At 72.8% G+C, this 23,814-nt stretch carries 21 protein-coding genes; 15 read left to right on the forward strand and 6 right to left on the reverse strand.

Annotated features, from left to right (window positions below; translation table 11 throughout):
- Positions 1-90: 90 nt before the first annotated feature.
- Positions 91-918, reverse strand: coding sequence for an endo alpha-1,4 polygalactosaminidase (locus Sri02f_RS39120; protein ID WP_245971003.1), 828 nt, complete (start codon positions 916-918; stop codon positions 91-93).
- A gap of 382 nt (positions 919-1,300) precedes the next feature.
- On the opposite strand from Sri02f_RS39120, the gene Sri02f_RS39125 reads away from it, so the two are divergent.
- The 8 genes from Sri02f_RS39125 (at position 1,301) to Sri02f_RS39160 (ending at position 12,477) form a co-directional block, all read left to right on the forward strand.
- A complete protein-coding gene (locus tag Sri02f_RS39125; RefSeq protein ID WP_109006053.1) occupies positions 1,301-2,836 on the forward strand; it encodes a leucyl aminopeptidase in 1,536 nt (511 codons plus the stop codon).
- A gap of 302 nt (positions 2,837-3,138) precedes the next feature.
- A complete protein-coding gene (gene lpdA, locus Sri02f_RS39130) occupies positions 3,139-4,527 on the forward strand; it encodes a dihydrolipoyl dehydrogenase (protein ID WP_109006054.1) in 1,389 nt (462 codons plus the stop codon).
- 66 nt (positions 4,528-4,593) lie between these two features.
- The gene (gene sucB / locus Sri02f_RS39135; RefSeq protein WP_109006055.1) at positions 4,594-6,423 is read left to right on the forward strand and encodes a 2-oxoglutarate dehydrogenase, E2 component, dihydrolipoamide succinyltransferase; all 1,830 of its coding nucleotides are present in this window, start codon (positions 4,594-4,596) and stop codon (positions 6,421-6,423) included.
- Positions 6,424-6,629: 206 nt separating this feature from the next.
- A complete protein-coding gene (locus tag Sri02f_RS41540; RefSeq protein WP_159106866.1) occupies positions 6,630-6,791 on the forward strand; it encodes a hypothetical protein in 162 nt (53 codons plus the stop codon).
- A 164-nt stretch (positions 6,792-6,955) separates the two neighbouring features.
- Complete coding sequence (locus tag Sri02f_RS39140; RefSeq protein ID WP_109006056.1) at positions 6,956-7,579, forward strand: GntR family transcriptional regulator; 624 nt, start codon at positions 6,956-6,958, stop codon at positions 7,577-7,579.
- Between the two features lie 284 nt (positions 7,580-7,863).
- Positions 7,864-10,569 carry a pyruvate dehydrogenase (acetyl-transferring), homodimeric type gene (gene aceE, locus Sri02f_RS39145; RefSeq protein ID WP_109006057.1) on the forward strand — a complete coding sequence of 902 codons (2,706 nt, stop codon included), beginning with the start codon at positions 7,864-7,866 and terminating at the stop codon, positions 10,567-10,569.
- Positions 10,570-10,915: 346 nt separating this feature from the next.
- Positions 10,916-11,899 carry a helix-turn-helix transcriptional regulator gene (locus Sri02f_RS39155; protein WP_109006059.1) on the forward strand — a complete coding sequence of 328 codons (984 nt, stop codon included), beginning with the start codon at positions 10,916-10,918 and terminating at the stop codon, positions 11,897-11,899.
- Between the two features lie 56 nt (positions 11,900-11,955).
- A complete protein-coding gene (locus tag Sri02f_RS39160) occupies positions 11,956-12,477 on the forward strand; it encodes a DUF4240 domain-containing protein (protein ID WP_109006060.1) in 522 nt (173 codons plus the stop codon).
- Positions 12,478-12,549: 72 nt separating this feature from the next.
- Here Sri02f_RS39160 and Sri02f_RS39165 read toward each other — a convergent pair whose 3' ends face one another.
- Together Sri02f_RS39165 and Sri02f_RS39170 are read right to left on the reverse strand one after the other, a co-directional pair.
- Entirely contained in the window at positions 12,550-12,807 is a 258-nt protein-coding gene (locus Sri02f_RS39165; RefSeq protein WP_109006061.1) for a hypothetical protein, read from the reverse strand.
- Between the two features lie 72 nt (positions 12,808-12,879).
- The gene (locus tag Sri02f_RS39170) at positions 12,880-13,731 is read right to left on the reverse strand and encodes a peptidoglycan recognition protein family protein (protein WP_109006062.1); all 852 of its coding nucleotides are present in this window, start codon (positions 13,729-13,731) and stop codon (positions 12,880-12,882) included.
- 196 nt (positions 13,732-13,927) lie between these two features.
- On the opposite strand from Sri02f_RS39170, the gene Sri02f_RS39175 reads away from it, so the two are divergent.
- Positions 13,928-15,112, forward strand: coding sequence for a MarP family serine protease (locus Sri02f_RS39175; protein ID WP_109006063.1), 1,185 nt, complete (start codon positions 13,928-13,930; stop codon positions 15,110-15,112).
- Between the two features lie 18 nt (positions 15,113-15,130).
- On the opposite strand, the gene Sri02f_RS39180 is transcribed toward Sri02f_RS39175, so the two are convergent.
- Positions 15,131-15,637, reverse strand: a complete 507-nt coding sequence (locus Sri02f_RS39180) for a GNAT family N-acetyltransferase (protein ID WP_109006064.1) — start codon at positions 15,635-15,637, stop codon at positions 15,131-15,133.
- A 71-nt stretch (positions 15,638-15,708) separates the two neighbouring features.
- Here Sri02f_RS39180 and Sri02f_RS39185 point away from each other — a divergent pair, with 71 nt between their 5' ends.
- Both Sri02f_RS39185 and Sri02f_RS39190 read left to right on the forward strand, forming a co-directional pair.
- Positions 15,709-16,602, forward strand: a complete 894-nt coding sequence (locus tag Sri02f_RS39185) for a TIGR01777 family oxidoreductase (RefSeq protein WP_109006065.1) — start codon at positions 15,709-15,711, stop codon at positions 16,600-16,602.
- Between the two features lie 161 nt (positions 16,603-16,763).
- Positions 16,764-18,182: an NAD(P)/FAD-dependent oxidoreductase gene (locus tag Sri02f_RS39190; RefSeq protein WP_109006066.1), complete on the forward strand. Its 1,419-nt coding sequence runs from the start codon at positions 16,764-16,766 to the stop codon at positions 18,180-18,182.
- A 67-nt stretch (positions 18,183-18,249) separates the two neighbouring features.
- Here Sri02f_RS39190 and Sri02f_RS39195 read toward each other — a convergent pair whose 3' ends face one another.
- Positions 18,250-19,788: an NsdA family TPR-like regulatory protein gene (locus tag Sri02f_RS39195; RefSeq protein ID WP_109006067.1), complete on the reverse strand. Its 1,539-nt coding sequence runs from the start codon at positions 19,786-19,788 to the stop codon at positions 18,250-18,252.
- A gap of 245 nt (positions 19,789-20,033) precedes the next feature.
- Here Sri02f_RS39195 and lipB point away from each other — a divergent pair, with 245 nt between their 5' ends.
- The 4 genes from lipB to Sri02f_RS39215 all read left to right on the forward strand — a co-directional run bounded on the left by lipB (position 20,034) and on the right by Sri02f_RS39215 (position 23,162).
- Entirely contained in the window at positions 20,034-20,831 is a 798-nt protein-coding gene (gene lipB, locus Sri02f_RS39200; protein ID WP_109006068.1) for a lipoyl(octanoyl) transferase LipB, read from the forward strand.
- Positions 20,832-20,914: 83 nt separating this feature from the next.
- Positions 20,915-21,880, forward strand: coding sequence for a lipoyl synthase (lipA, locus tag Sri02f_RS39205; protein WP_109006069.1), 966 nt, complete (start codon positions 20,915-20,917; stop codon positions 21,878-21,880).
- 288 nt (positions 21,881-22,168) lie between these two features.
- Positions 22,169-22,369 carry an SCO2195 family GlnR-regulated protein gene (locus tag Sri02f_RS39210; protein WP_109006070.1) on the forward strand — a complete coding sequence of 67 codons (201 nt, stop codon included), beginning with the start codon at positions 22,169-22,171 and terminating at the stop codon, positions 22,367-22,369.
- Positions 22,370-22,457: 88 nt separating this feature from the next.
- Positions 22,458-23,162 carry a DUF4191 domain-containing protein gene (locus Sri02f_RS39215; protein ID WP_109006071.1) on the forward strand — a complete coding sequence of 235 codons (705 nt, stop codon included), beginning with the start codon at positions 22,458-22,460 and terminating at the stop codon, positions 23,160-23,162.
- Positions 23,163-23,292: 130 nt separating this feature from the next.
- On the opposite strand, the gene Sri02f_RS39220 is transcribed toward Sri02f_RS39215, so the two are convergent.
- The gene (locus Sri02f_RS39220) at positions 23,293-23,763 is read right to left on the reverse strand and encodes an RDD family protein (RefSeq protein WP_109006072.1); all 471 of its coding nucleotides are present in this window, start codon (positions 23,761-23,763) and stop codon (positions 23,293-23,295) included.
- Between the last annotated feature and the right edge of the window lie 51 nt (positions 23,764-23,814).

Raw genomic sequence — 23,814 nt, forward strand, 5'->3', positions numbered from 1 at the left:
TGAACGGCGTTGCCGCTAGGGTCTGTCGTTCGGATCAGGAGGGCCGCCCGGTCTCTCTCCCGGCTCTCGGGCGAGGGCCCTGACCGCTCGTCAGCAGGCCTCGCGCCACGCTCCCAGTTCGTACTTCTTCAGCAGCGAACTCAGCTTCAGCCGGCGGGAGTCGGCGCAGAAGGCACTCGTGGGCAGTTCGTACTCGACGTGGAAGACGGCCTTGCCCGCCTCGACGAACGGGGTCAGCTCCGCGCATTCGCCGTACTGGGCGCACTGTTCGTTCACCGCGAAGTCGAAGTCGCCGACGAGGGCGGGGATCTGGTCGAGGTCGTTCTTCAGACCGACGGACAGGCCGCGCTCATGGGCGAGGCGGGCGACGAGACGGTTGTAGCGCAGCTGGTCGGCGGCCTCGACCGGGAAGCCCGTGGTGTTCCGGTACCCGTCCATGTTGTCCGGCTCGACGGCGTCGAAGCCCTTGTCGCGGCACATGTCGAGGCGGGCCGCCAGCAGCGGTTCCAGGACGTCGGTCCGGCGGATGTCGAGCCAGCGCTCGCCCTTCCAGCCGTTGCTCTCGCCGATCACCGCGGCGGGGAACTTCTTCGCGTCGGGCCGCCAGTCCTCCCAGGCGCCGGTGGAGAGGTAGCAGACGACTCTGCGGCCGTCGTCGTGCAGGCCGGCCACCGTGGCCGCGTCGTGGTCGAAGCCGTCGATGTCGTAGACCGGCACGTCGACGGAGGTGTCCAGCCGGCCGCTGAGCTGCCACTGCCACTCGACGCCGGGGCGGGGCCGCCACCATGCGCCGCCCGACGGGCGGGCATCCGAGGGTCCGGCATCCGACGGTCCGGCGCTCCTCGCGCCGTCCGGGGCGGCGGAGCAGCCCGCGAGCAGCAGGGCGAGAAGGGGCAGCAGGGCGGTCGAGCGTCTCACCGGGCGGGCTCCAGGGTGTCGGCGACGTACCCGGACGATGATCGCCCATGTCGGAGCCGAAGGGTGCGGCGGCCGTTCGCCGGCGGTCCGGCGACGCCGTCCGCCCAAATTGGCACGACAACGACGAGTACACGCCGTTTCGGGGAGGGCTCGGGCCGGGAAGTGGCCAGGACTCCACCGCCGGGTGAACACTCGCGTGCGTGAGCGAACGCACCCGCACGCGTACGCTCGTTCCGGGTTCGCTCCGCCGGTCCGCCGCGCCGGCGAGGCACACCCCGGATGCGAACGCGCCCAGGACCCGGATCTAGGGTCGGCCCTGGGCCCGGTCGACCCACACCCTCCGGCCACAGCAACTCCACATCGGAAGCGAGATTTCACCACCGTGACTGCTCTCACTCTCAGCACCGCCGCGGCGCCCGGCCTGCGGGCCGACGCGATCGTGATCGGTGTCGCCAAGGGCGCAAAGGGCCCGATCGTCGCCCCAGGCGCCGAAGCCGTCGACAAGGCGTTCGACGGCCGGCTCGCCGGCGTTCTGGAGACCCTCGGGGCTTCCGGCGCCGAGGGCGAGGTGACGAAGCTGCCCGCCCCGGCCGGCTTCAAGACGCCTCTCGTGCTCGCGGTGGGGCTCGGCTCCGAGCCCGAGGAGGACGCCGCCTACGACGCCGAGGCGCTGCGCAGGGCGGCCGGCGCGGCCGCCCGCACCCTCACCGGCGCCAGGAAGGCCGCCTTCGCCCTGCCGGTGACCGACGCCGCCGACATCGGCGCGATCGGCGAGGGCGTGCTGCTCGGCGCGTACTCCTTCGACGCCTACAAGCAGAGCGCGCGTGCGAACAACGACGCCAAGGCCAAGAACGACAAGGCGCCCCTCGCCGAGGCCGCGCTCCTCGGCGGGAAGCCGCGCGACGCCGCCCACAAGGCCGCGCTCGCCCGCGCCACCGCCGTGGGCGAGGAGCTCAACCGCGCCCGCGACCTGATCAACATGCCGCCGAACGACCTCGACCCCGAGGCGTTCGCCGCTCTCGCCCAGACGGCGGCCAAGGAGCACGGCATCAAGATCCAGGTCCTCGACGAGAAGGCCCTCGTCAAGGGCGGCTACGGCGGCATCCTCGGCGTCGGCGCCGGCTCGGCCTCCGCCCCGCGCCTGGTGAAGCTGTCGTACACCTCCTCCAAGGCGAAGAAGCACCTCGCCTTCGTCGGCAAGGGCATCACCTACGACTCGGGCGGCATCTCGCTGAAGCCGGCCGGGCACAACGAGACGATGAAGTGCGACATGAGCGGGGCGGCGGCGGTCTTCGCCGCGGTCGTCGCGGCCGCGCGGCTCGGCCTGGAGGTGAACGTCACCGGATGGCTGGCGCTCGCCGAGAACATGCCGTCCGGCTCCGCCACCCGCCCCGGCGACGTGCTGCGCATGTACAGCGGCAAGACCGTCGAGGTCCTCAACACGGACGCGGAGGGCCGGCTGGTCCTCGCGGACGCGCTGTGGGCGGCCTCCGCGGAGAAGCCGGACGCGATCGTCGACGTCGCGACCCTGACCGGCGCGATGATGCTGGCGCTGGGCAGCCGCACCTTCGGGATCATGGCCAACGACGACGCGTTCCGCTCGGCGGTGCACGAGGCCGCCGAGGAGGTCGGCGAGCCGGCGTGGCCGATGCCCCTGCCGGAGCACCTGCTCAAGGGCATGGACTCCACCGTCGCGGACATCGCCAACATGGGCGAGCGGATGGGCGGCGGGCTGGTGGCCGGTCTCTTCCTGCGCGAGTTCGTGGGCGAGGGGATCACCTGGGCGCACCTGGACATCGCCGGACCGGCGTTCAACGAGGGCGGCCCCTTCGGGTACACCCCGAAGGGCGGCACCGGCACCGCGGTGCGCACGCTGGTGCGGCTGGCCGAGCTGACCGCCTCGGGCGACCTGGGCTAGTCCTGCGGGAGCGGGGGACTGTGCGCCTGATCACTCCGGTCCGTCCGCCGGACGGCGGGTGCGGGCCGAATGCGGCCGGTCGCGCAGTTCCCCGAGCCCGTGGGCGGGCCGGGCCTCATGTCACAAGTGAGCGTGGGGTGTCTCACACCCCGGCCCCGCGTCTCGTTCGCCTCCCGCAAGTGCGAAGATGGGCCTCGGCAGGACAGGGCCCCCACCACAGGGCCGAAGAAAGAGCGGCCGGACACCAGCCGCCGGCGGTCAGCGACGACCGGCGCACGGCGCACATGCATGGAGGACGTGACGTGGCGAACGACGCCAGCACCGTTTTCGACCTAGTGATCCTCGGCGGTGGCAGTGGCGGGTACGCCGCGGCCCTGCGCGGGGCGCAGCTGGGACTGGACGTCGCCCTGATCGAGAAGGACAAGGTCGGCGGCACCTGCCTGCACCGGGGTTGCATCCCCACCAAGGCCCTGCTCCACGCGGGCGAGATCGCCGACCAGGCCCGCGAGAGCGAGCAGTTCGGCGTGAAGGCCACCTTCGAGGGCATCGACGTCCCGGGCGTCCACAAGTACAAGGACGGCGTCATCTCCGGCCTGTACAAGGGCCTGCAGGGGCTGATCGCCTCCCGCAAGGTGACGTACATCGAGGGTGAGGGCCGGCTGTCCTCCCCCACCTCCGTCGACGTGAACGGGCAGCGGGTCCAGGGCCGCCACGTCCTGCTGGCGACCGGCTCCGTGCCGAAGTCGCTGCCGGGCCTGGAGATCGACGGCGACCGGATCATCTCCTCGGACCACGCCCTCGTCCTGGACCGCGTGCCGAAGTCCGCGATCATCCTGGGCGGCGGCGTCATCGGCGTCGAGTTCGCCTCGGCGTGGAAGTCCTTCGGCGCCGAGGTGACGGTCGTCGAGGGCCTCAAGCACCTCGTCCCGGTGGAGGACGAGAACTCCTCCAAGCTCCTGGAGCGCGCGTTCCGCAAGCGCGGCATCAAGTTCAACCTGGGCACCTTCTTCTCGAAGGCCGAGTACACCGCCGACGGCGTCAAGGTCATCCTGGCCGACGGCAAGGAGTTCGAGGCCGAGGTCCTGCTGGTCGCGGTCGGCCGCGGACCCGTCTCCGCCGGTCTGGGCTACGAGGAGCAGGGCGTCGCGATGGACCGCGGCTACGTCCTGGTCGACGAGTACATGCGCACCAACGTCCCGACGATCTCCGCGGTCGGCGACCTGGTCCCCACGCTCCAGCTCGCGCACGTCGGCTTCGCCGAGGGCATGCTGGTCGCGGAGCGGCTGGCCGGCCAGAAGGTCGTCCCGATCGACTACGACGGCGTCCCCCGGGTGACGTACTGCCACCCCGAGGTCGCCTCCGTGGGCATCACCGAGGCCAAGGCCAAGGAGATCTACGGCGCGGACAAGGTCGTCGCGCTGAAGTACAACCTCGCGGGCAACGGCAAGAGCAAGATCCTCAACACCTCGGGCGAGATCAAGCTCGTCCAGGTGAAGGACGGCGCGGTGGTCGGCGTCCACATGGTCGGCGACCGCATGGGCGAGCAGGTCGGCGAAGCCCAGCTGATCTACAACTGGGAGGCGCTGCCCGCCGAGGTCGCGCAGCTCGTCCACGCCCACCCGACGCAGAACGAGGCGCTCGGCGAGGCCCACCTGGCCCTGGCGGGCAAGCCGCTGCACTCGCACGACTGACCCTCGGTCGAGACACGTCGAAGCGACGACCCAGACTTCCGCAACTCGTAAGGAGCAACCGAAACCATGGCGGTTTCCGTAACCCTTCCGGCGCTCGGCGAGAGCGTCACCGAGGGCACCGTCACCCGCTGGCTGAAGGCCGAGGGTGAGCGCGTCGAGGCCGACGAGCCCCTGCTCGAGGTGTCGACCGACAAGGTCGACACCGAGATCCCCTCCCCCGCCTCCGGCGTCCTGGCCTCCATCAAGGTCGCCGAGGACGAGACCGTCGAGGTCGGCGCCGAGCTGGCCGTGATCGACGACGGCACCGGCGCCCCGGCGGCCGCCGCGGCCCCGGCCGCCGAGGAGGTCGCTCCGCCGGCCCCCGAGCCGGCTCCGGCCGCCCAGCCCTCCACCGAGCAGGCGGCTCCGGCCCCGGCTCCCACCCCCGAGGCCGCCGCCGGCGGCGGCTCCGCCGAGGGCACGGACGTCGTCCTGCCCGCGCTCGGCGAGTCCGTCACCGAGGGCACCGTCACCCGCTGGCTGAAGTCGGTCGGCGACTCGGTCGAGGCCGACGAGCCGCTGCTCGAGGTCTCCACCGACAAGGTCGACACCGAGATCCCGGCGCCCACCTCGGGTGTGCTGCTGGAGATCACCGTCGGCGAGGACGAGACCGCCGAGGTCGGCGCCAAGCTGGCCGTCATCGGCGCTCCGGGTGCGGCTCCGGCCGCTGCTCCGGCCCCCGCCGCCCCGGCTCCGGCCCCGGCCGCCGCCGCACCGGCCCCCGCGCCGGCCGCACCGGCCCCCGCGCCGGCCGCTCCGGCTCCGGCTCCGGCCGCCCCGGCTCCGGCGCCCGCCGCCCCGGCTCCGGCTCCGGCCGCTCCGGCGCCCGCCCCGGTCGCCGCCGCACCGGCCCCCGCGCCGGCGGCTCCGGCTCCGGTCACCCCGGCTCCCGCCGCCGCCCCGGCTCCGGCCGCGCAGGCGAGCGACGAGGGCGCGTACGTGACCCCGCTGGTGCGCAAGCTCGCCGCCGACAACGGCGTCGACCTGGGCTCCGTCAAGGGCACCGGCGTCGGCGGCCGCATCCGCAAGCAGGACGTCCTCGCCGCCGCCGAGGCCGCGAAGGCCGCCGCCGCCGCTCCGGCTCCGGCCGCCGCCCCGGCCGCCGCGAAGAAGGCCCCGGCGCTCGAGGCCTCCCCGCTGCGCGGTCAGACCGTGAAGATGCCCCGCATCCGCAAGGTCATCGGCGACAACATGGTCAAGGCGCTGCACGAGCAGGCGCAGCTGTCCTCGGTCGTCGAGGTCGACATCACCCGCCTGATGAAGCTCCGCGCGCAGGCGAAGGACTCCTTCGCCGCCCGTGAGGGCGTCAAGCTGTCCCCGATGCCGTTCTTCGTGAAGGCGGCGGCCCAGGCGCTGAAGGCCCACCCGGCCGTCAACGCCCGGATCAACGTGGACGAGGGCACGATCACCTACTTCGACACCGAGAGCATCGGTATCGCGGTGGACTCGGAGAAGGGCCTGATGACCCCGGTCATCAAGCACGCGGGCGACCTGAACATCGCCGGCATCGCGAAGGCCACGGCCGACCTGGCCGGCAAGGTCCGCGCGAACAAGATCACCCCGGACGAGCTGTCCGGCGCGACCTTCACCGTCAGCAACACCGGCTCGCGCGGCGCGCTGTTCGACACGATCATCGTGCCGCCGAACCAGGTCGCGATCCTCGGCATCGGCGCGACGGTCAAGCGTCCGGCCGTCATCGAGACGGAGGAGGGCACGGTCATCGGCGTCCGCGACATGACGTACCTGACCCTGTCCTACGACCACCGTCTGGTGGACGGCGCCGACGCGGCCCGTTACCTGACCGCGGTCAAGGCGATCCTGGAGGCCGGCGAGTTCGAGGTCGAGCTCGGCCTCTGACCCCGTCGGTCCAGCAGCACAGGCGCCCCCGTCCGGTTCTCCGGGCGGGGGCGCTCGTCTCCCCGTTCCTCCGGCGACCGCTCCCCTGAGGCCATGTGCGCCACTACGTTTGACGTCATGAGTGCCATCACGTTGCGCATCCCGGACTCCATGGACAGGGCCTTGCGGGACGCCGCCGCCGACGCCCCCTCCCTCAACGACTGGCGATGAGCGTCCGCCTGACCTCGCCCATCGAAGCATCGGTCGTTGCCGTCGACCTGCTCCACCTCACGGCGGCGCGCTTCGAGACGGGCACCGCGCACGGCAACATCGGCCCCGCGCAGATGGCCCTCGTCGACAACGCGCTGCGCGCGGTTCTCGACCTCTGAGCCGCCCGGGCCGGCCGGTGGACCCGACCCGTCCCGCGCGTGTAAGTCTCGTCTCACCTGCGTAAAAGCGCCCCTGAGCACCTCTCCTCCGCGGGCCCCCGGCCGTATTGTCTAAACGTCAACGCCCCGGGGCCGATGGGCGGCCCCCGCTCGAAGGAGCTCTCATGACCGCGCCCGTCGTCCACTCGCTGCGCGAACAGATCCGCGAGCACATCGTGGAGGGGATCGTCAGCGGGCGCTGGCAGCCGGGTGAGCGGATCGTGGAGCGCCGGATCGCCACCGAGCTGGAGGTCAGTCAGACGCCGGTCCGGGAGGCGCTGCGCGAGCTGGAGTCGCTGCGGCTGATCGAGTCCGCGCCGAACAAGGGCGTCCGGGTGCGCAATCTGACGGCGGCCGACCTGGAGGAGAGCTATCCGGTGCGGGCCGGCCTGGAGGCGATCGCCGCGGAGCTGGCGGCCCAGAAGCTGGCCGAGGACTGCTCGGCGCTCGATCCGCACGTGGCGGCCCTCTACGAGGCCGACCGGGCCTGCGACGGCACCGCCCAGGTGCGGCACACCGTCGGCTTCCACCGGGAGCTGGTGCGCGCGGCCGGGAACTCCGTGCTGCTGCACACCTGGGAGGGCCTCGGCATCGAGGTCTTCACCGCGCTGTCCATCCGGTGGCTCGGGACCGTGCAGCAGTCGTACGCGGAGGAGCACGAGGAGCTGGTGCAGGCCTTCCGGCGACGGGATCCGCGCATCGCGGACCTGGTGAAGGCGCACGTTCTGGGCTGCGCGCCGCGCCCTTGACACAGCCGAGCACACCGACGCTCACCTGCGAAAACAAGGGAAAATCGCGGCACGGCGTGCCTGAACGAAAGGCACCGCGTGCCTACTTTCTCGTAATCGAGAGTTTTTCCCTTGAACCCTTTGATCGATCATCGATCAGGGAGTTACAGTCACCGACGGGCCGCGCCGCGGGGTCGTACAACGACGCCGTACCCGTGCCCGCACGCCCTGTCCTGCCAAAGACCAAGGGCACCCCCGAACCCTTACCGATGAGGGAACCCCCTTCGACTGAGGAAGGCGGCGACATGACCGACCCCAACGCCATCCAGCCGAGCGCGCTCGACCAGCTCCCCGACCGGGATCCGGAGGAGACCGCCGAATGGCAGGCCTCCCTGGACGCGGTCGCCAAGGCGGCCGGGCCGCACCGTGCCGCATACCTGATGCGCCGCACGCTGGAGCGGGCCGAGGGCAACGGCATCGCGCTGCCCAAGCTGCTCGAGACCGACTACGTCAACACCATCCCGACCGCCGCGGAGCCCTCCGCGCCCGGCGACCCGGAGCTGGAGCGGAAGATCACCGCGTGGAACCGCTGGAACGCGGCCGCCATGGTGACCCGCGGCAGCAAACACGGCGTCGGCGGCCACATCGCCACCTTCGCCTCCGCGGCCTGGCTCTACGAGACCGGCTTCAACCACTTCTTCCGGGGCAAGGAGGCCGACGGCTCGGGCGACCAGCTCTACATCCAGGGCCACGCCTCCCCCGGCATCTACGCCCGCGCCTTCCTCGACGGCCGGCTGACCGAGCGGCACCTGGACAACTTCCGCCAGGAGGCGGGCGGCGAAGGCCTCCCCTCCTACCCGCACCCGCGGCGGCTGCCCTGGCTGTGGGAGTTCCCGACCGTCTCCATGGGTCTCGGTCCGCTCTCCGCCATCTACCAGGCGCGCTTCAACCGCTACCTGACGAACCGCGACATCAAGGACGTCTCGGCGTCCCACGTGTGGGCGTTCCTCGGCGACGGCGAGATGGACGAGCCGGAGTCGACGGCGGCCCTCGCGCTCGCCTCCCGCGAGGGCCTGGACAACCTGACCTTCGTCATCAACTGCAACCTGCAGCGCCTCGACGGCCCGGTCCGTGCCAACTTCAAGATCGTTCAGGAGCTGGAGGCCCAGTTCCGCGGCGCCGGCTGGAACGTGATCAAGACGCTGTGGGGAACGGCCTGGGACGAGCTGTTCCAGCTCGACACCACGGGCGCGCTGGTACGCCGGCTGCGCGAGGTGCCGGACGCGCAGGTGCAGACGTATCAGACGCGTGACGCGGCCTACATCCGCCAGGACTTCTTCGGCAAGGACCCGGCGCTCGCCGAGATGGCGAAGCTGCTCAGCGACGACAAGATCCTGGAGTGCTTCCACCTCTCCCGCGGCGGCCACGAGGCCGGCAAGGTATACGCGGCCTACAAGGCGGCCGTGGAGTTCAAGGGCGCCCCGACGGTGATCCTGGCCCAGACGGTCAAGGGCCACACCCTCGGCGAGGGCTTCGCGTCGAAGAACGCCAACCACCAGATGAAGAAGCTCTCGGTGGACGAGTTCAAGGCGATGCGCGACCTGCTGGAGCTGCCGATCTCCGACGCGCAGTTCGTCGACGGTGTGGTCCCCTACGGGCACCCGGGCGTCGACTCCCCCGAGGTCCGCTACCTCCAGGAGCGCCGCGCGGCCCTCGGCGGCCCGGCCCCGGCCCGCCGTACGCACGCCCTCGCGCCGCTGCCCGCCCCGGCCGACAAGACGTTCGCCTCGTTCGACAAGGGCTCCGGCTCGCAGAACGTGGCGACCACGATGGCCTTCGTCCGCCTGGTGAAGGATCTGGTCCGTGACAAGGAGACCGGCAAGCGCTGGGTCCCCATCGTCCCGGACGAGGCGCGCACCTTCGGCATGGAGAGCCTGTTCCCGTCGCTCGGGATCTACTCCCCCAAGGGCCAGACGTACGAGCCGGTCGACCGCGACCAGCTGATGTACTACAAGGAGGCCAAGAACGGCCAGATCCTCAACGAGGGGATCACCGAGGCCGGTTCGATGGCCGACTTCATCGCCGCTTCCACCGCGTACTCCACGCACGGCGAGGCGATGATCCCGTTCTACATCTTCTACTCGATGTTCGGCTGGCAGCGCACGGCCGACCAGATGTGGCAGCTCGGCGACCAGCTCGGCCGGGGCTTCCTCGTCGGCGCGACGGCCGGCCGCACGACCCTGACGGGCGAGGGCCTCCAGCACGCCGACGGCCACTCGCCGGTCATCGCCGCGACCAACCCGGCCGCGCTCAGCTACGACCCGGCGTTCGCCTACGAGATCGCGACGATCGTCAAGGACGGTCTGCGCCGGATGTACGGCGAGGCGGCCCCGGACGAGGACCCGAACGTCTTCTACTACCTCACCGTCTACAACGAGCCGATGCCGCAGCCGGCCAAGCCGGCCGCCCCCGGCGTGGACGAGGGCATCCTCAGGGGCCTGTACCGCTTCAACACGGCGGAGTCGGCCGGCGTGGAGGTCGCGGCGGCCAACGCCCCGCGCATCCAGCTGCTGGCCTCGGGCACGGCGATCCACTGGACGCTGAAGGCGCAGAAGCTGCTCGCCGAGGAGTGGGGCGTGGCCGCCGACGTGTGGTCCGCGACCTCCTGGACCGAGCTGCGCCGCGACGCGCTGGAGGCTGACGCGGCCCTCCTGCGCGGCGAGGAGCGGACGCCGTACGTCCGTCGGGCGCTGCAGGGCGCCGAGGGCCCGGTGCTCGCGGTCTCCGACTACATGCGGCAGGTGCCGGACCAGATCGCGCAGTGGGTCGAGCAGGACTGGTCCTCGCTGGGCGCGGACGGCTTCGGCCTGTCCGACACCCGCGAGGCGGCCCGCCGTCACTTCGGCGTGGACGCGGAGTCGGTCGTCGTGGCGGCGCTGGCCCAGCTCGCCCGACGCGGCGAGGTCAAGGCGACGGCGGTGAAGGAAGCCCGCGAGCGGTACGGCCTGTAGGCGGCCGGCCGGCCGATGACGGCATGACGTGGGGGGGACGGCCTCGGGCCGCCCCCCCCCCCCTTTCGCCGTCTCCGTCGCCGTCGCCCTCGCCGTCGCCCTCGCCGTCTCCGTCGCCGTCGCCCTCGCCGTCTCCGTCGCCGTCGCCCTCGCCGTCTCCGTCGCCTTCGTCATCGCCGTCGCCTTCGCCGTCATCGGCCGCCGGCCGCCCGCCGAGGTGCGGCCTCCGCCGGGTCCGCCCGCACGGCCGTGGCCGAGAAGGCCGCGCCGCCCTCACGGGCCCCACGCGCGCGGCCCGACGCGCACTCCCCACCCCGTTGTCGGTGGGGCCCGGCATCATGGGCGCATGCGTGCTGCCCGCCTGATCAAGATGGTGCTGCTGCTGCAGTCCCGGCCCACCATGACCGCCGCCGAGCTGGCGCGGGAACTGGAGGTGTCGGAGCGTACGGTCACGCGGGACGCGCAGGCGCTGTCGGAGGCCGGCGTGCCGGTGTACGCCGAGCGGGGCCGGGCCGGCGGGTACCGGCTCGTCGGCGGGTACCGGACACGGCTGACGGGACTGGGACGCGGCGAGGCCGAGGCGCTGTTCCTCAGCGGAGTGCCGGGGGCTTTGCGCGAGATGGGGCTGGCGGACCTCGCCTCGGCCGCGCGGCTGAAGGTCTCGGCGGCGCTGCTGCCGTCCCTGCAGGACGCCCCGCGGGCGGCGGCGCAACGGTTCCATCTGGACGCGCCCGCCTGGTTCCGGGAGCCGCAGACGCCGGCGCTGCTGCCGCTGATCGCGGACGCGGTGTGGGACGACCGGTGCGTCCGGGCCCGCTACCGGCGCGGGGAGGCGGAGGTCGAGCGGGAGCTGGAGCCGTACGGGCTCGTGCTCAAGGCGGGGGTCTGGTATCTGTGCGCCCGGGTGCGGGGCGACGGCGGTGGTGCGTCGCGGACGTACCGGATCGACCGGTTCGTCGACGCCGAGGATCTGGGGGATCGTTTCCGCCGGGACGAGGAGTTCGACCTCCCCCGCTTCTGGGCCGAGCAGGCCGAGCGCTTCGCGCGGTCGATCCTGCGGACCGAGGTGGTCGTGCGGCTCTCGGAGGCGGGCGTGCGCGCACTGCCGCACGCCGTGGATCCGGTGGCCGCCCGGGACGCCCTGGCGACCGCCGGGGAGGCGGACGCCCGGGGGCGGGTGACGGTCACGCTGGGCGTCGAGTCGCAGGACGTGGCGCACGCCCAGCTCACGGCGCTGGGGGCGGAGGCCGAGGTGATCTCCCCCGAGCCCCTGCGGAAACGGTTCGCCGAGGACGCCGCACGACTGGCGGAGTTGTATCGGCCGGGATGAGAATCCCCGGCACTCCGGGTGCGTCCCGCACGGTCAGGCACGATGCTGGACGCGTGATGGACGAGACGGAGTTCTGGGAGCTGGTGGACGCCTCCCGAGAGGCCGCCGAGGGTGATCCCGAGGAGCAGGCGGACCTGCTCGTGGAGCGGCTGCTGGGGCTGGACCCGGAGTCCGTGCTCGACTTCGCCCGGCATTTCGAGTCCCGCTACAACCGCGCCTACCGCTGGGATCTGTGGGGCGCCGCGTGGCTGCTGCTGGACGGGGCCAGCGACGACGCCTTCGACTTCTTCCGTTGCTGGCTGATCGGGCAGGGCCGGGAGGTCTTCGAGGGCGCCCTGCACGGCGACCCCGACTCGCTCGCCGACCTGCTGGACGACTTCGACGAGGAGATCGACGGGGACGGCGAGGAACTGGGGTACGCGGCCGACGAGGCCTACGAGCAGCTCACCGGGGACGTCGCCCCCGACCTCGGCATCCCGCCCGCTCCCGCCGAACCCGAGGGCACGCCCGTCGACTTCGAGAACGAGGCGGCGCTGGCCGAGCGGTATCCGCGACTGTGGCAGCGCTTCAAGGAGTGACCTCCGGGACGGACCCGGCGTCGACGCCGGAGTGAACCCCGGCGCGCACCCCGGTGTGAACGCGGTCCCGGGTCACGCCGCGAGCCTGCGGCGGGCGCTGTCCGCCGGGATGTACGCCTGCGACCGGTCGATCCGCACCGCGTGGTGCAGCGGCGCTTCGTTGGCCTGTTCCAGAGCCGACGCGGTGGCCGCGGCGGGGCCGAGGACGACCGCGGCGACGGCGCACAGCACGGTCCAGGGACTGCGGGCGGCGCCGGCCCAGCCGGCGCCCCGCCCGCCCGCCTGCGTCGCCTGCGTGGACTGAGCGGACTGCTCACGGCTGCTGTTCATGTTCCCCGCCTCCGGTCGGTTCGTGGTGTGCACGACCGTAGGACGCGGGGATGGGAGGACCCTGAACGGCGCCTAAGGCGTTCCTGTGAGAGCCCGTGCGGCCGTCCTGCCCTGGAGACGCGCCGCCGCCCGGCGGATCTCCGGGAGGCGTGCGGTGAGCGCGGCGCCGGGGCAGCTCGTCATGTAGGCGTCCCGGTGGCCGGAGAGGGCGGGGAAGGCGACGGTGACTCCGGCGGCGTACCGGCTGTGGCTGTTGCTGGAGGTGAGCCGGACGTCCGCCCGCGGGTCGACGCCGGACAGTCCGAGCTTCCAGGCGGTCAGCGCGGCGATCGCGTCGACCATCGCCTGCGGGACCGGGATGCCGGAGGTGAACGTGCCGAGGGCGGCGATGCCGGCCGTGCGGTGGTTGAACCCCTGGGTGTGGGCCCCGGTGACGGGCCGGTCCACCCCGCCCGCGCGGCCCTCGTAGATGGTGCCGCAGCGGTCGACGAGGAAGTTGTAGCCGATGTCGTCCCAGTCCCTGGCGCCGGTCTGGCCGGCGTACAGGTAGCGGATGATCCGGGGCGCGTCCGCGCAGTCGTAGCCGTTGGGCGAGTCGGTGTGGTGGACGAAGACGGCGACGACCTTGTCGTCGTAGCGCGGGGGCGGCTGCGCGTGACGGGCGAGGGCGTCCAGCCAGGCGGAACGGGGCACGATGGGCGGCCGGGGCGCCCGGTGCGCGGCGGCGGCGCGCGCGTCGGCCGTGCGGGCGGGCGTCGTGGCGCGGGCGGCGTGCTCGACGCCGCCCGCGCACAGTCCCAGCGCGGCGACGGCGGCGAGGCCCGGCAGACAGCCCAGAAGCACGAGGAACGGGCCCGGTATTCGCGCCGGGAACCGTCCGCGTCCGCCGCGCACAGCGCGGGATGCCGGTCGGAGGGCACACATGGCTCCACTGTCGGCCGGTTCCGGTCCGTCCGCGATGTGTGCTGTGCCACCTGGTGGAACCATCCTCCCGGTCCACGCCGTTTTACGAGGTGCACGCACGTGTGGCGGGTGTCCGCCGTCACGCGCGTGTGATCGACGGGTACTGATCACTGGGCCCTTCCCGCACGTACTAGGGATCCGAGAGAAAGGGGGCCGCGTGGACCTGCTCGACATCCTGCTGGCGCTGGTGATCCTGGCCTACGCCGCTTCCGGCTACCGGCGTGGGCTGGTGGCCGGCTGCGTCTCATTGGCCGGGTTCGTCGGCGGCGCGGTGATCGGCGTGTGGGTTCTGCCGTGGCTGATGGATCTGGTGACGCCGGGGACCACGGCGGCGACGTTGACGGCGGTGTTCGCGGTCCTGGTCCCGGCGGTGGTGGGGCACGAGCTGGCGAGCCGGCTGGGGCTGCGGCTGCGGCGCGAGCTGGACCGGGGGCCGCTGCGGGCGGCCGACGGGGTCGGCGGGGCGGCGGCGAACACGGTGGCGGTGCTGGTCGTGGCGTGGGTGGCCGCGAGCGTGCTGGGCGCGTCCTCGTCGCCGGTGGTCACCTCGTCGATACGGGACTCGCGGCTGCTGGGGGCCGTGCAGGACGCCATGCCGGACACGACGCCGAACTGGTTCTCGCGGGCCACGTCGGCGCTCACCCAGGCGGGTTTCCCGCAGGTCTTCAACCCCTTCGAGAACGAGTCGACGGCCGAGGTCGCCAAGCCCACCGGCGACAGCGTCACGGCGCGCGCCACCGACGCGGCCAGACGGAGCACGGTGAAGATCGAGGGCTCCTCGGGCGACCAGGGGCGCGAGGGCAGCGGCTTTGTCTACGCCAGCGAGCATGTGATGACCAACGCGCACGTGGTGGCGGGCATCGACCGCCCGACCGTGCGGATCGGCGGCGTGGGGCGGTCGTTCTCCGCGCGCGTGGTGCTCTTCGACCCGGACAGGGACGTGGCCGTGCTGTTCGTGCCGGAGCTGCGGGCCCCCGTCCTGAGCTTCGACGACTCCGCCTCACGCGGCGACTCCGCGGTGGTCGCCGGCTATCCGCAGGACGGCGACCTGAACCTGCAGGCGGCCACGGTCGCCGGGCGGGTGAAGGCGACCGGCCGCAACATCTACAACGACGGGATCGTCACCCGCGAGATCTACTCGATCCGCTCCACGGTGCGCCCGGGCAATTCCGGCGGCCCGCTGCTGACCACGACGGGCCGGGTCTTCGGCGTGGTCTTCGCGCGCTCCACCTCCGACGACGAGACGGGGTACGTGCTGACGGCGGCCGAGGTCGCTGACGACGCCGAGCAGGCGGCGACGGCGACGCACCCGGTGGACACGGGAAGGCTGACGACGTCCTGAGCCTCGCGTCCGGCGACGTCAGACCGGGCGGCCCATGAACACGTCGTCCACGTACTTCCCGTCCAGCAGGAACTCCTCCGGGAGCACCCCCTCGACCACGAACCCCTCGGACTCGTAGAGCCTGCGCGCGGGGGCGTTGTGGCCGAGGACGCGCAGGGTGAGCCGGCGGGCGCCCTGCCGGCGGGTTTCCTCGACGGCGACGCGGAGCAGCGCCCGTGCGACGCCCCGGCCGCGCGCCTCCTCCAGGACGGCGAGGCCCTGGATCTGCCGGACGTGCGCGTTGCACGCCAGCGACGTGGGCAGGGCCAGACGGAGGTAGCCGACGACGCGGCCGTCCAGTTCGGCGACCAGGTAGTCGTCCGGGACGTGCCGCTCGTCGAAGAAGGGGTCGTACGGCGGCTGCGGCCGCGGCATCACCGCGTGCAGGGGGGACCAGGTGAGCCGGTCGACGGCGGCCAGCGTCTCCTCGTCGGCGGGCAGCGCGGTGCGTATGCGAAGTGCGGGGGTCTCGGACTGCTCGGGCATGGCGGTCACCCTATTGCGCGCGGGCGGCGACCGGACGGAGGTTTTACGCGGTGCGCGGGCAGGATGACCTCATGGAACGTACGCGAATCGCGGTGGCCGGTGCGTCCGGTCTGATCGGCAGCGCTCTGGTGCGCTCTCTGACCTCGGACGGCCACGAGGTGCGGCGCCTGGTCCGCCATGCGCCCCGGGGCGCGGACGAGGTCCGCTGGGACCCGGAGAAGGGGCGGGTGGACCCGGGCGGGCTCGCCGGATGCGACGCCGTGGTGAACCTGGCCGGGGCCGGCGTCGGCGACCGGCGGTGGAGCGACGCGTACAAGCGGCGGATCCACGACAGCCGGGTCAACGGCACGGCCGCGCTGGCGAAGGCCGTCGCCTCGCTCGACGCACCGCCACGGGTGTTCGTCAACGGCAGCGCGATGGGCTTCTACGGCGAGACGGGCGAGCGGATCGTGGACGAGGGCTCTCCCGCCGGGACCGGCTTCCTGCCGGAGCTGTGCGTGGAGTGGGAGGCGGCCGCGGCTCCGGCGCGGGACGCGGGCGTGCGGACGGTCTTCCCGCGCACCGGCCTGGTGGTGGCCCGCGACGGCGGCGCCTGGGGCAAGCTGTTCCCGCTGTTCGCCGCAGGGCTCGGCGGGCGTATGGGCGACGGGCGGCAGTACTGGTCGTACATCGCCCTGCACGACGAGGTGGCGGCGATCCGGCATCTCGTCGACCGTGACGACCTGTCGGGGCCCTTCAACCTGACCGCGCCCGAGCCGCTGACCAACCGGGAGATCACCGCGGCGATGGGGCAGGTGCTGCGCAGGCCGACGCTCTTCCCGGTGCCGGCGCCGGTGCTGCGCACGGTGCTGGGCGAGATGGCCGGGGACGTGCTCGGCAGTGCGCGGGTGGTGCCGAAGCGGCTGCTGGAGTCAGGGTTCGTCTTCGCGTTTCCCGGGATCGAGGACGCGATCCGAGCCGCCTGAACCTCCTCGTGACCGTATGCGACCGCCGTGCGACCGTGCCCTGTCCATGCGCGACTGTTCCTGACCGATCTCAGCCCTAACCTCGACCCGAACTCGGGTATCCGGGACGGCTGTTGGGGGCATGACGTCTCCACCGGCCGCGCAACCTCGAGGAGGGGCACGTGCTTGAGCCCGCGTACCAGGCAGACGTCGTCGTGGTGGGAGCCGGAGTCGCCGGCCTCTGCGCCGCGCACCGGCTGGCCAGCGCAGGAGTAACGACCGCGGTCCTGGAAGCAGCCCCTTACGTGGGCGGCCGCATGTCGACGGAGAAGGTCGACGGGTTCCGGCTCGACCGCATCGGGCAGCTGCTGTCCACGGCGTATCCCGAACTGGCCTCGACACCCAGGTTGGACGCGCTCGTCCTGCGCCCGTTCGCGCCCGGGGTCCTGTTGCACAGCGACGGCCGCCATCATCGCGCCGGCGCGCAGGTGGGCGCGGGGAGCGCACGGGGCGCACTCTATGCCGTACGCGCCCTGGCGGCCGCTCCGCGGCCGGGCGGACTCCCCCGGCCGCGCGCCGGCGGCTCCCAGCCCGCGCAGGGCCGCCCGGCGGCCCCGCCGCGGGTCCGGGCGGGCGCGCCGCTGGGCAGCGCCGTGGACCAGGCCCGGCTGGGCGCCGCGCTCACCCGGCTCGCCGTCACTCCGGTCGAACGACTGCTGCGCCGCCCGGAGTCGCCGGCCGCGCAGGCCCTCGCGGCCCGCGGGCTGCCCGCCCGCACCGTGGACGGCTTCCTGCGTCCGCTGCTCGCCGCGTTGCTGTGCGACCCCGGCCTCACCACCTCCAGCCGCTGCGCGGACCTCGCGCTGCGCGCCTTCGCGGCGGGCCGGCTGGCGCTGCCGGAGGGCGGGGCGGAGGCGCTGCCGGAACTGCTCGCCCGGACGCTGCCGACGGGCGCCGTGCACACCGGGGTGCGGGTCACCGCGGTCTCCACGACCTCGGTGACCACCGCCGAGCACGGCGAGTTCCGCTGCCGCGCCGTTCTGGTGGCCACCGACGCGCGCACCGCGGCCGAGTTGCTGCCCGGGCTGCGGGTGCCCGACTTCCACCCGGTGACAGTCGTCCACCACACGACGGACGAGCCGCCCCCGACCGGCGCCTCGCTGCTGCTCGACGCCGACCGGGGCGGCCCGGTGGCCCACACGGCGGTGGTCAGCCGGGTCGACCCGAGCCGCGCGCCCGGGGGCCGCACGCTGATCTCGTCCACGGTGCTGGGCACACCGCCGCCGGGCGTCGACACCGCCGTCCGCATGCATCTGTCGCGGCTGTACGGCGTCTCCACCGCGCGGTGGGAGACGCTGGCCGTGCACCACACCGCCGAGGCCGTGCCGGCGATGCGGGCGCCGCACGACCTGCGGCGCGCGGTGCGGTTGCTGGCAGGCCTGTACGTGTGCGGCGACCACCGGGACACCAGCACCGTGCAGGGCGCGCTGCACTCCGCGCGCCGAGCCGCCTCGGCGATCGTCTCCGACCTCGGCGCCGCCGGTTCCCTGAACGCGGCCGACCCGCGCCCCACAGCGCGCGCGGAGCAGGCGGCGGCGTGAGCGACGCCGGCTTCCGAGGGCCCCGCCCCCGGGCCCCCGGAGGCCGGCCCACACCCGCCCCCGCCCGTCAGCCCAGCGCCGCCACCTTGTCCCGGTAGGTGCGGACCGGCGCCGCGTCCTTGTACGGCTCCAGCCTGCGTTCGAAGTCCCTGACGTACTCCAGGGCCCGCACGGACCGCATCTCCGCCGCCTGCCCGGCGGCCTCCGCGGCGAGCTGGCACGCCTGGTCGAGTTCGCCGAGGCCCAGCCGGGCCGAGGCGAGGACGACCCGGCAGAACACCCTGCTGCGGGCGTGGGCGGCGGGACGCAGCTGCAGCGAGCGCTCCGCGTGCTGCGCCGCCGCCCGGAACTGCTGGAGATCACGGTGGCAGTGGCCGAACTCGTCGGCCAGCTGCGCCTCGTCGAAGAAGCGCGCCCAGTGCGGCACCTCGTCGCCGGACTTGGCCGCCTCCAGCGCCCGTTCGGCGCGCACGAGGGCCGCGGTGGAGGCGCGCACCTCGCCCAGCACCCCGTGCCCGCGCGCCTCCGCCGAGTGCAGCAGCGCCTGCACGACGGGCGGGGCCCCCGAACCGACGCCCTGCTGGGCCACCCGCGCGAGCTGCACCGCCTCGCGCCCATGGCCCAGGTAGACGGCCTGGCGGCTCATGGTGACGAGCACGAAGGACCCGTACGCCCGGTCCGCGGCCGCCTGGGACAGCCGCAGGGCCTGGACGAAGTACCGCTGGGCCAGGCCGTGCGCGGCGATGTCGAAGGACGTCCAGCCCGCGAGGCGGGTCAGATCGGCGGCCGCGCCGAAGAGCCGGCGGCCGGTCTGCTCCCCGTACGTTCCGCGCAGCATCGGCTCGCACTCGTGCTCCAGGTACCGCACGAGGGCTTGGCGGGCGTGGCCGCCGCCGTACCTGTCGTCGAGGGTGCGGAAGAGCTCGCCGACCGAGCGGAGCGCGGCGATGTCGCCGCCGGTGACCCGCTGGCCGGGGCCGCGCTCGCCGCCCTGGCCGCGCTGCCGGGGCACGGCCGTCGGCCCGGACCCCGCCCGGGCGGGCGGCGCCGCGAGCTGCGGGGCGGCGGGGTGCTGGGGCGCGGCGGAAGGCGGGGGCGTGGCGGGCCTGCCGCCCGGACGGCCCTGGAGGGGCACCCGGGCGGGCATCTCGCTGTGGGCCACCTTGTCGTCGGGCCGCCCGATGAGCCAGTCCCGGCTGGGCACGACGAGCCCCGCCGGAGTGAAGGCGATCTTGCGGAGCTCGGCGTGGCTGCCGGAGTCCTTGCGCCAGAGTCCGCCGACGATGTCGATGGCCTCCTCGGGGGTCCCCGCGAACTCCAGGCCGGCGTACACGGGGGCGCACGCGTCCAGGCCGAGGTCCTGGGCGGTCAGGCGACGGCCCAGCCGCCGGGTGAAGACCTCGGCGATCAGGGCGGGGGTGGTTCCGCGGGGCTGCTGCCCGCGCAGCCACCGGGTGACGGACGTCTTGTCGTATCTCAGGTCCAGCCCGTGTTCGAGACCGAGCTGATCGACGCGACGGGCCAGTCCCGCGTTGGAGAAGCCTGCTTCGGCGATGAGCGCGGCGAGCTGGCGGTTGGGAGTGCGCTGCGCGGGTCGTTCCGTCATCGGCGGTGCGATCTCCTGCCTCCCGGGCCTGTGACGTGCCCGGATGAAGTGCGCTGATGCGGCGATCAGCCCTTTTGGCCTCCTGAACGGCGCGAATGTAGCGGAGAGTAAGCACCCGGTCGCAAATCTCCGCTTTCATTCATCCGATCGTGTGAGGATTGACCGTGGGGCTGACGCGGAGCGCGCGGACGTACAGTGGCTTGGGCGCGGGACGCGCCTGACGACTTTCCAGGGAGGCGCTTGCCGTGAGCGAGTTGCGGTTCGTCCGGATGGGGTTCGGCGAGAACGCCGTCGACTACCAGGAGGCGTGGGACGAGCAACGCCGGGTGCACGCGGCGCGCTTCGTCGACGAGGTCCCGGACACCGTGCTGCTCCTCGAACATCCCCCCGTCTACACGGCCGGCCGGCGCACGGCCGCCGACGAGCGCCCCCTGGACGGCACCCCGGTGGTCGACGTGGACCGCGGCGGCAAGATCACCTGGCACGGCCCGGGGCAGCTGGTGGGCTACCCGATCCTCAAGCTGCCGCGCCCGGTGGACGTCGTCGCCCATGTGCGGCGGCTGGAGGACGCCCTGATCCGGGTGTGCGCGGAGTTCGGCCTGGAGACCTCCCGGGTCGAGGGCCGCAGCGGGGTGTGGGTGCTCGGCGACCCGGTGGAGCAGCGCCCCTCGCTCGGCGGGCTGTCGCTGGACTTCGACCCCCGGCTCACCGACGAGGAGTTCGACCCGCGGCTGAACGGGCCGGAGTACGCCCCGTCCAACGCCGGCCAGCGGCGCGAGGACCGGAAGATCGCCGCGATCGGCATCCGGGTCGCCAAGGGCGTCACCATGCACGGCTTCGCGCTCAACGTGAACCCGGACAACAAGTGGTTCGACCGCATCATCCCGTGCGGGATCCGGGACGCGGGCGTCGCCTCGCTGGCGAACGAGCTGGGCCGGGACGTGACGATCGAGGAGGTGCTGCCCGTCGTGGAGCGCCACCTGGCCGAGGTCCTGGAGAACGCGGAGCCGAAGCCGCGCGAGATCGAGCGGGCCTCGGCCTGACGAGGTCGGCACCACCGCCGGACTTTCAAATCCACGGGCGTACGCTTAAGGACGCCGAAGAATCAATCGCTAGGGAGCCGGTCGTGTCCGCAGTCGCACCCGACGGACGCAAGATGCTGCGCCTGGAGGTCCGCAACAGCCAGACCCCCATCGAGCGCAAGCCCGAGTGGATCAAGACCCGGGCGAAAATGGGTCCCGAGTACACGAAGATGCAGAACCTCGTGAAGAGCGAGGGGCTGCACACCGTCTGCCAGGAAGCCGGCTGTCCCAACATCTACGAGTGCTGGGAGGACCGCGAGGCCACCTTCCTCATCGGCGGCGACCAGTGCACCCGGCGGTGCGACTTCTGCCAGATCGACACGGGCAAGCCCGAGGCGCTGGACCGTGACGAGCCCCGGCGCGTGGGCGAGTCCGTCGTCACCATGGACCTGAACTACGCCACCATCACCGGCGTCGCCCGCGACGACCTGGCGGACGGCGGCGCGTGGCTGTACGCCGAGACCGTCCGGCAGATCCACGCGCAGACCGCCGGGCGCGAGGCCGGGCACACCAAGGTGGAGCTGCTCGCCCCCGACTTCAACGCCGTCCCCGAGCAGCTCGCGGAGGTCTTCTCCTCGCGGCCCGAGGTGTTCGCGCACAACGTCGAGACCGTGCCGCGGATCTTCAAGCGGATCCGCCCCGGCTTCCGCTACGAGCGCTCGCTGGGCGTCATCACGGCCGCCCGCGACCACGGGCTGGTCACCAAGTCGAACCTGATCCTCGGCATGGGCGAGACCCGCGAGGAGGTGAGCGAGGCGCTGCGCCAGCTGCACGAGGCCGGCTGCGAGCTGGTCACCATCACGCAGTACCTGCGGCCCTCCGTGCGCCACCACCCGGTGGAGCGCTGGGTGAAGCCGCACGAGTTCGTCGAGCTCCAGGAGGAGGCCGAGCAGATCGGCTTCTCCGGCGTGATGTCGGGCCCGCTGGTACGGTCCTCCTACCGCGCCGGGCGCCTCTACCGGATGGCCGTCGAGAAGCGCGGTTCCTTCATCGCCACCCAGGCCGTCTGACACCACGTCACCTCTCTTGCGGCGTAGGCCGCGAGCCGAGCGTGTGAACTCACGCACAAGCAGCTACTTGCCAGTAGTGACCGATTCGCCGCGGTCCCGACCGTCCTCGCAGATGAGGGCGCACGTCGGGGCCGCGTCAGCGTTTCGGCCCCCCGCATCCAGGTTTCATTCGCGTTTGACCGGTCGGTCACGCCCTGGTAACACCAAACAGTGACGCTGGTATCACGTCACGTAGAACACAGCCCCGTACCACCCGTGCCAGAACCTTGTCCGAGGGGGACACCCGCCATGCAGGCCGCGCCCGTTCGCGCCACCGCGATCCCGACCTTCAGCACCGCCCTGCGCGCCGTCGAGTCGCTGCTCATGAGCAGCGGCCAGCGCACCGCCCGACGCAACGCCTGGACCTCCGTGCTGGAGGACCGCCGTCGCGCCAAGGACCGGGTCGAGGCGCAGCGCGTCCTCGAAGCGGTCACCTCCGTCCGTCCCTGACCCACCCCCCTCCCCGCACTCCCCACACCTCCCCACACCTCCCCTCCTGCCGTCGTAGGCGCTTCCGGGGCCACGTAGACTTCGTGCCATGGCGAGAAGTGACAGCGCGGCGGACGCCGCTAACCCCGGGCGACTGAAGCAGATCGCCCTGACGTTCAAGATGACCCGCAAGGCCGACAAGACGATCGGTTTTGTTCTCGCGGGTGTCTTCCTCCTCACCTTCGGCGTCTTTCTCGCGATCGGCTTCCTGATCGGCCACCCGGTCTACCTGGGCATCTTCGGCTTCCTGCTCGCCTTCCTGGCGACGGCGATCGTGTTCGGACGCCGGGCGGAACGGGCCGCCTTCGGTCAGATGGAGGGCCAGCCCGGCGCGGCCGCGGCCGTCCTGGACAACATCGGCCGGGGCTGGACGACCACCCCCGCGGTGGCGATGAACCGCAGCCAGGACGTGGTGCACCGGGCCGTCGGCAAGGCCGGCATCGTCCTGGTCGCCGAGGGCAACCCCAACCGGGTGAAGAGCCTGCTGGCCGCCGAGAAGAAGAAGATGAACCGCATCGTCGCGGACGTGCCCGTGTACGACGTGATCGTCGGCACCGGCGAGGGCCAGGTCGACCTGAAGAAGCTGCGCACCACCCTGCTGAAGTACCCGCGGGTCCTGGCCGGCCCGCAGGTCACCGCCACCAACGACCGGCTGCGCGCCCTGGGCGACCTGATGAGCAACATGCCGCTGCCGAAGGGGCCGATGCCCAAGGGCATGCGCCTGCCGAAGGGCGGCGGCGGCAAGGCCCGCTGAGCCCACGCCGTCCACGCGGCACGAGCGACTTCCCCGCGCTACGCGGAAGGGGCGCCCGGATCACTCCGGGCGCCCCTTCCGCGTACCGGCCCCTCTCGCGGGGCCGAACGGGTGCAACGGGTGCGCGGACTCAGCCGCGTACTTCCACCGTGCGGGCCAGCCGGTCGTGCAGACCGCGGCCGTCACGGTCCCAGACCAGGGCCGGCACGGCCAGACAGAGCAGGACCGTGCGCACCGCGGAGCGCAGAGGACTGACGGCGCCGGTGTCGACGGAGACCACCCGCAGACGGAAGAGGCGCTTGCCCGGGGTGAAGCCGATGGTGGCGACGGTCAGAAGACTCATCACGAGGAAGACCAGCAGCGCCCAGTTGCCGGTGGTGGCAGGCCGATAGCCGTCGGTGATCAAGCTGTATGCGATCAAGACACTGAGGCCCCAGTCCACGGCGAGCGCGCCCAGCCGCCGGCCGGGACGGGCGATCGAGCCCGGCCCCTCCTGCGGCAGTCCGAGCTGTTCGCCCCGGTATCCGAAGTCGACACCGGCGTCCTCGGCGGCCGCACGGGGGCCCGAGAGCCACGAGCCGATTGCTTCCCTGTTGTCCACGCGTCCACGGTACTGCGCCCGTTTCGCGATACGGACAGGTGGGGTACACCG

Origin of the sequence: Streptomyces rishiriensis, assembly GCF_003112535.1 — a bacterium.
GTDB classification, from domain to species: Bacteria; Actinomycetota; Actinomycetes; order Streptomycetales; family Streptomycetaceae; genus Streptomyces; species Streptomyces rishiriensis.

Coding starts and splice junctions, on each gene's coding strand:
- sucB (WP_109006055.1), top strand. CDS start 4,594: ATGGCGGTTTCCGTAACCCTTCCGGCGCTCGGCGAGAGCGTCACCGAG.
- Sri02f_RS41540 (WP_159106866.1), top strand. CDS start 6,630: ATGAGCGTCCGCCTGACCTCGCCCATCGAAGCATCGGTCGTTGCCGTC.
- Sri02f_RS39140 (WP_109006056.1), top strand. CDS start 6,956: ATGACCGCGCCCGTCGTCCACTCGCTGCGCGAACAGATCCGCGAGCAC.
- aceE (WP_109006057.1), top strand. CDS start 7,864: ATGACCGACCCCAACGCCATCCAGCCGAGCGCGCTCGACCAGCTCCCC.
- Sri02f_RS39155 (WP_109006059.1), top strand. CDS start 10,916: ATGCGTGCTGCCCGCCTGATCAAGATGGTGCTGCTGCTGCAGTCCCGG.
- Sri02f_RS39160 (WP_109006060.1), top strand. CDS start 11,956: ATGGACGAGACGGAGTTCTGGGAGCTGGTGGACGCCTCCCGAGAGGCC.
- Sri02f_RS39165 (WP_109006061.1), bottom strand. CDS start 12,807: ATGAACAGCAGCCGTGAGCAGTCCGCTCAGTCCACGCAGGCGACGCAG.
- Sri02f_RS39170 (WP_109006062.1), bottom strand. CDS start 13,731: ATGTGTGCCCTCCGACCGGCATCCCGCGCTGTGCGCGGCGGACGCGGA.
- Sri02f_RS39180 (WP_109006064.1), bottom strand. CDS start 15,637: ATGCCCGAGCAGTCCGAGACCCCCGCACTTCGCATACGCACCGCGCTG.
- Sri02f_RS39185 (WP_109006065.1), top strand. CDS start 15,709: ATGGAACGTACGCGAATCGCGGTGGCCGGTGCGTCCGGTCTGATCGGC.
- Sri02f_RS39195 (WP_109006067.1), bottom strand. CDS start 19,788: ATGACGGAACGACCCGCGCAGCGCACTCCCAACCGCCAGCTCGCCGCG.
- Sri02f_RS39210 (WP_109006070.1), top strand. CDS start 22,169: ATGCAGGCCGCGCCCGTTCGCGCCACCGCGATCCCGACCTTCAGCACC.
- Sri02f_RS39215 (WP_109006071.1), top strand. CDS start 22,458: ATGGCGAGAAGTGACAGCGCGGCGGACGCCGCTAACCCCGGGCGACTG.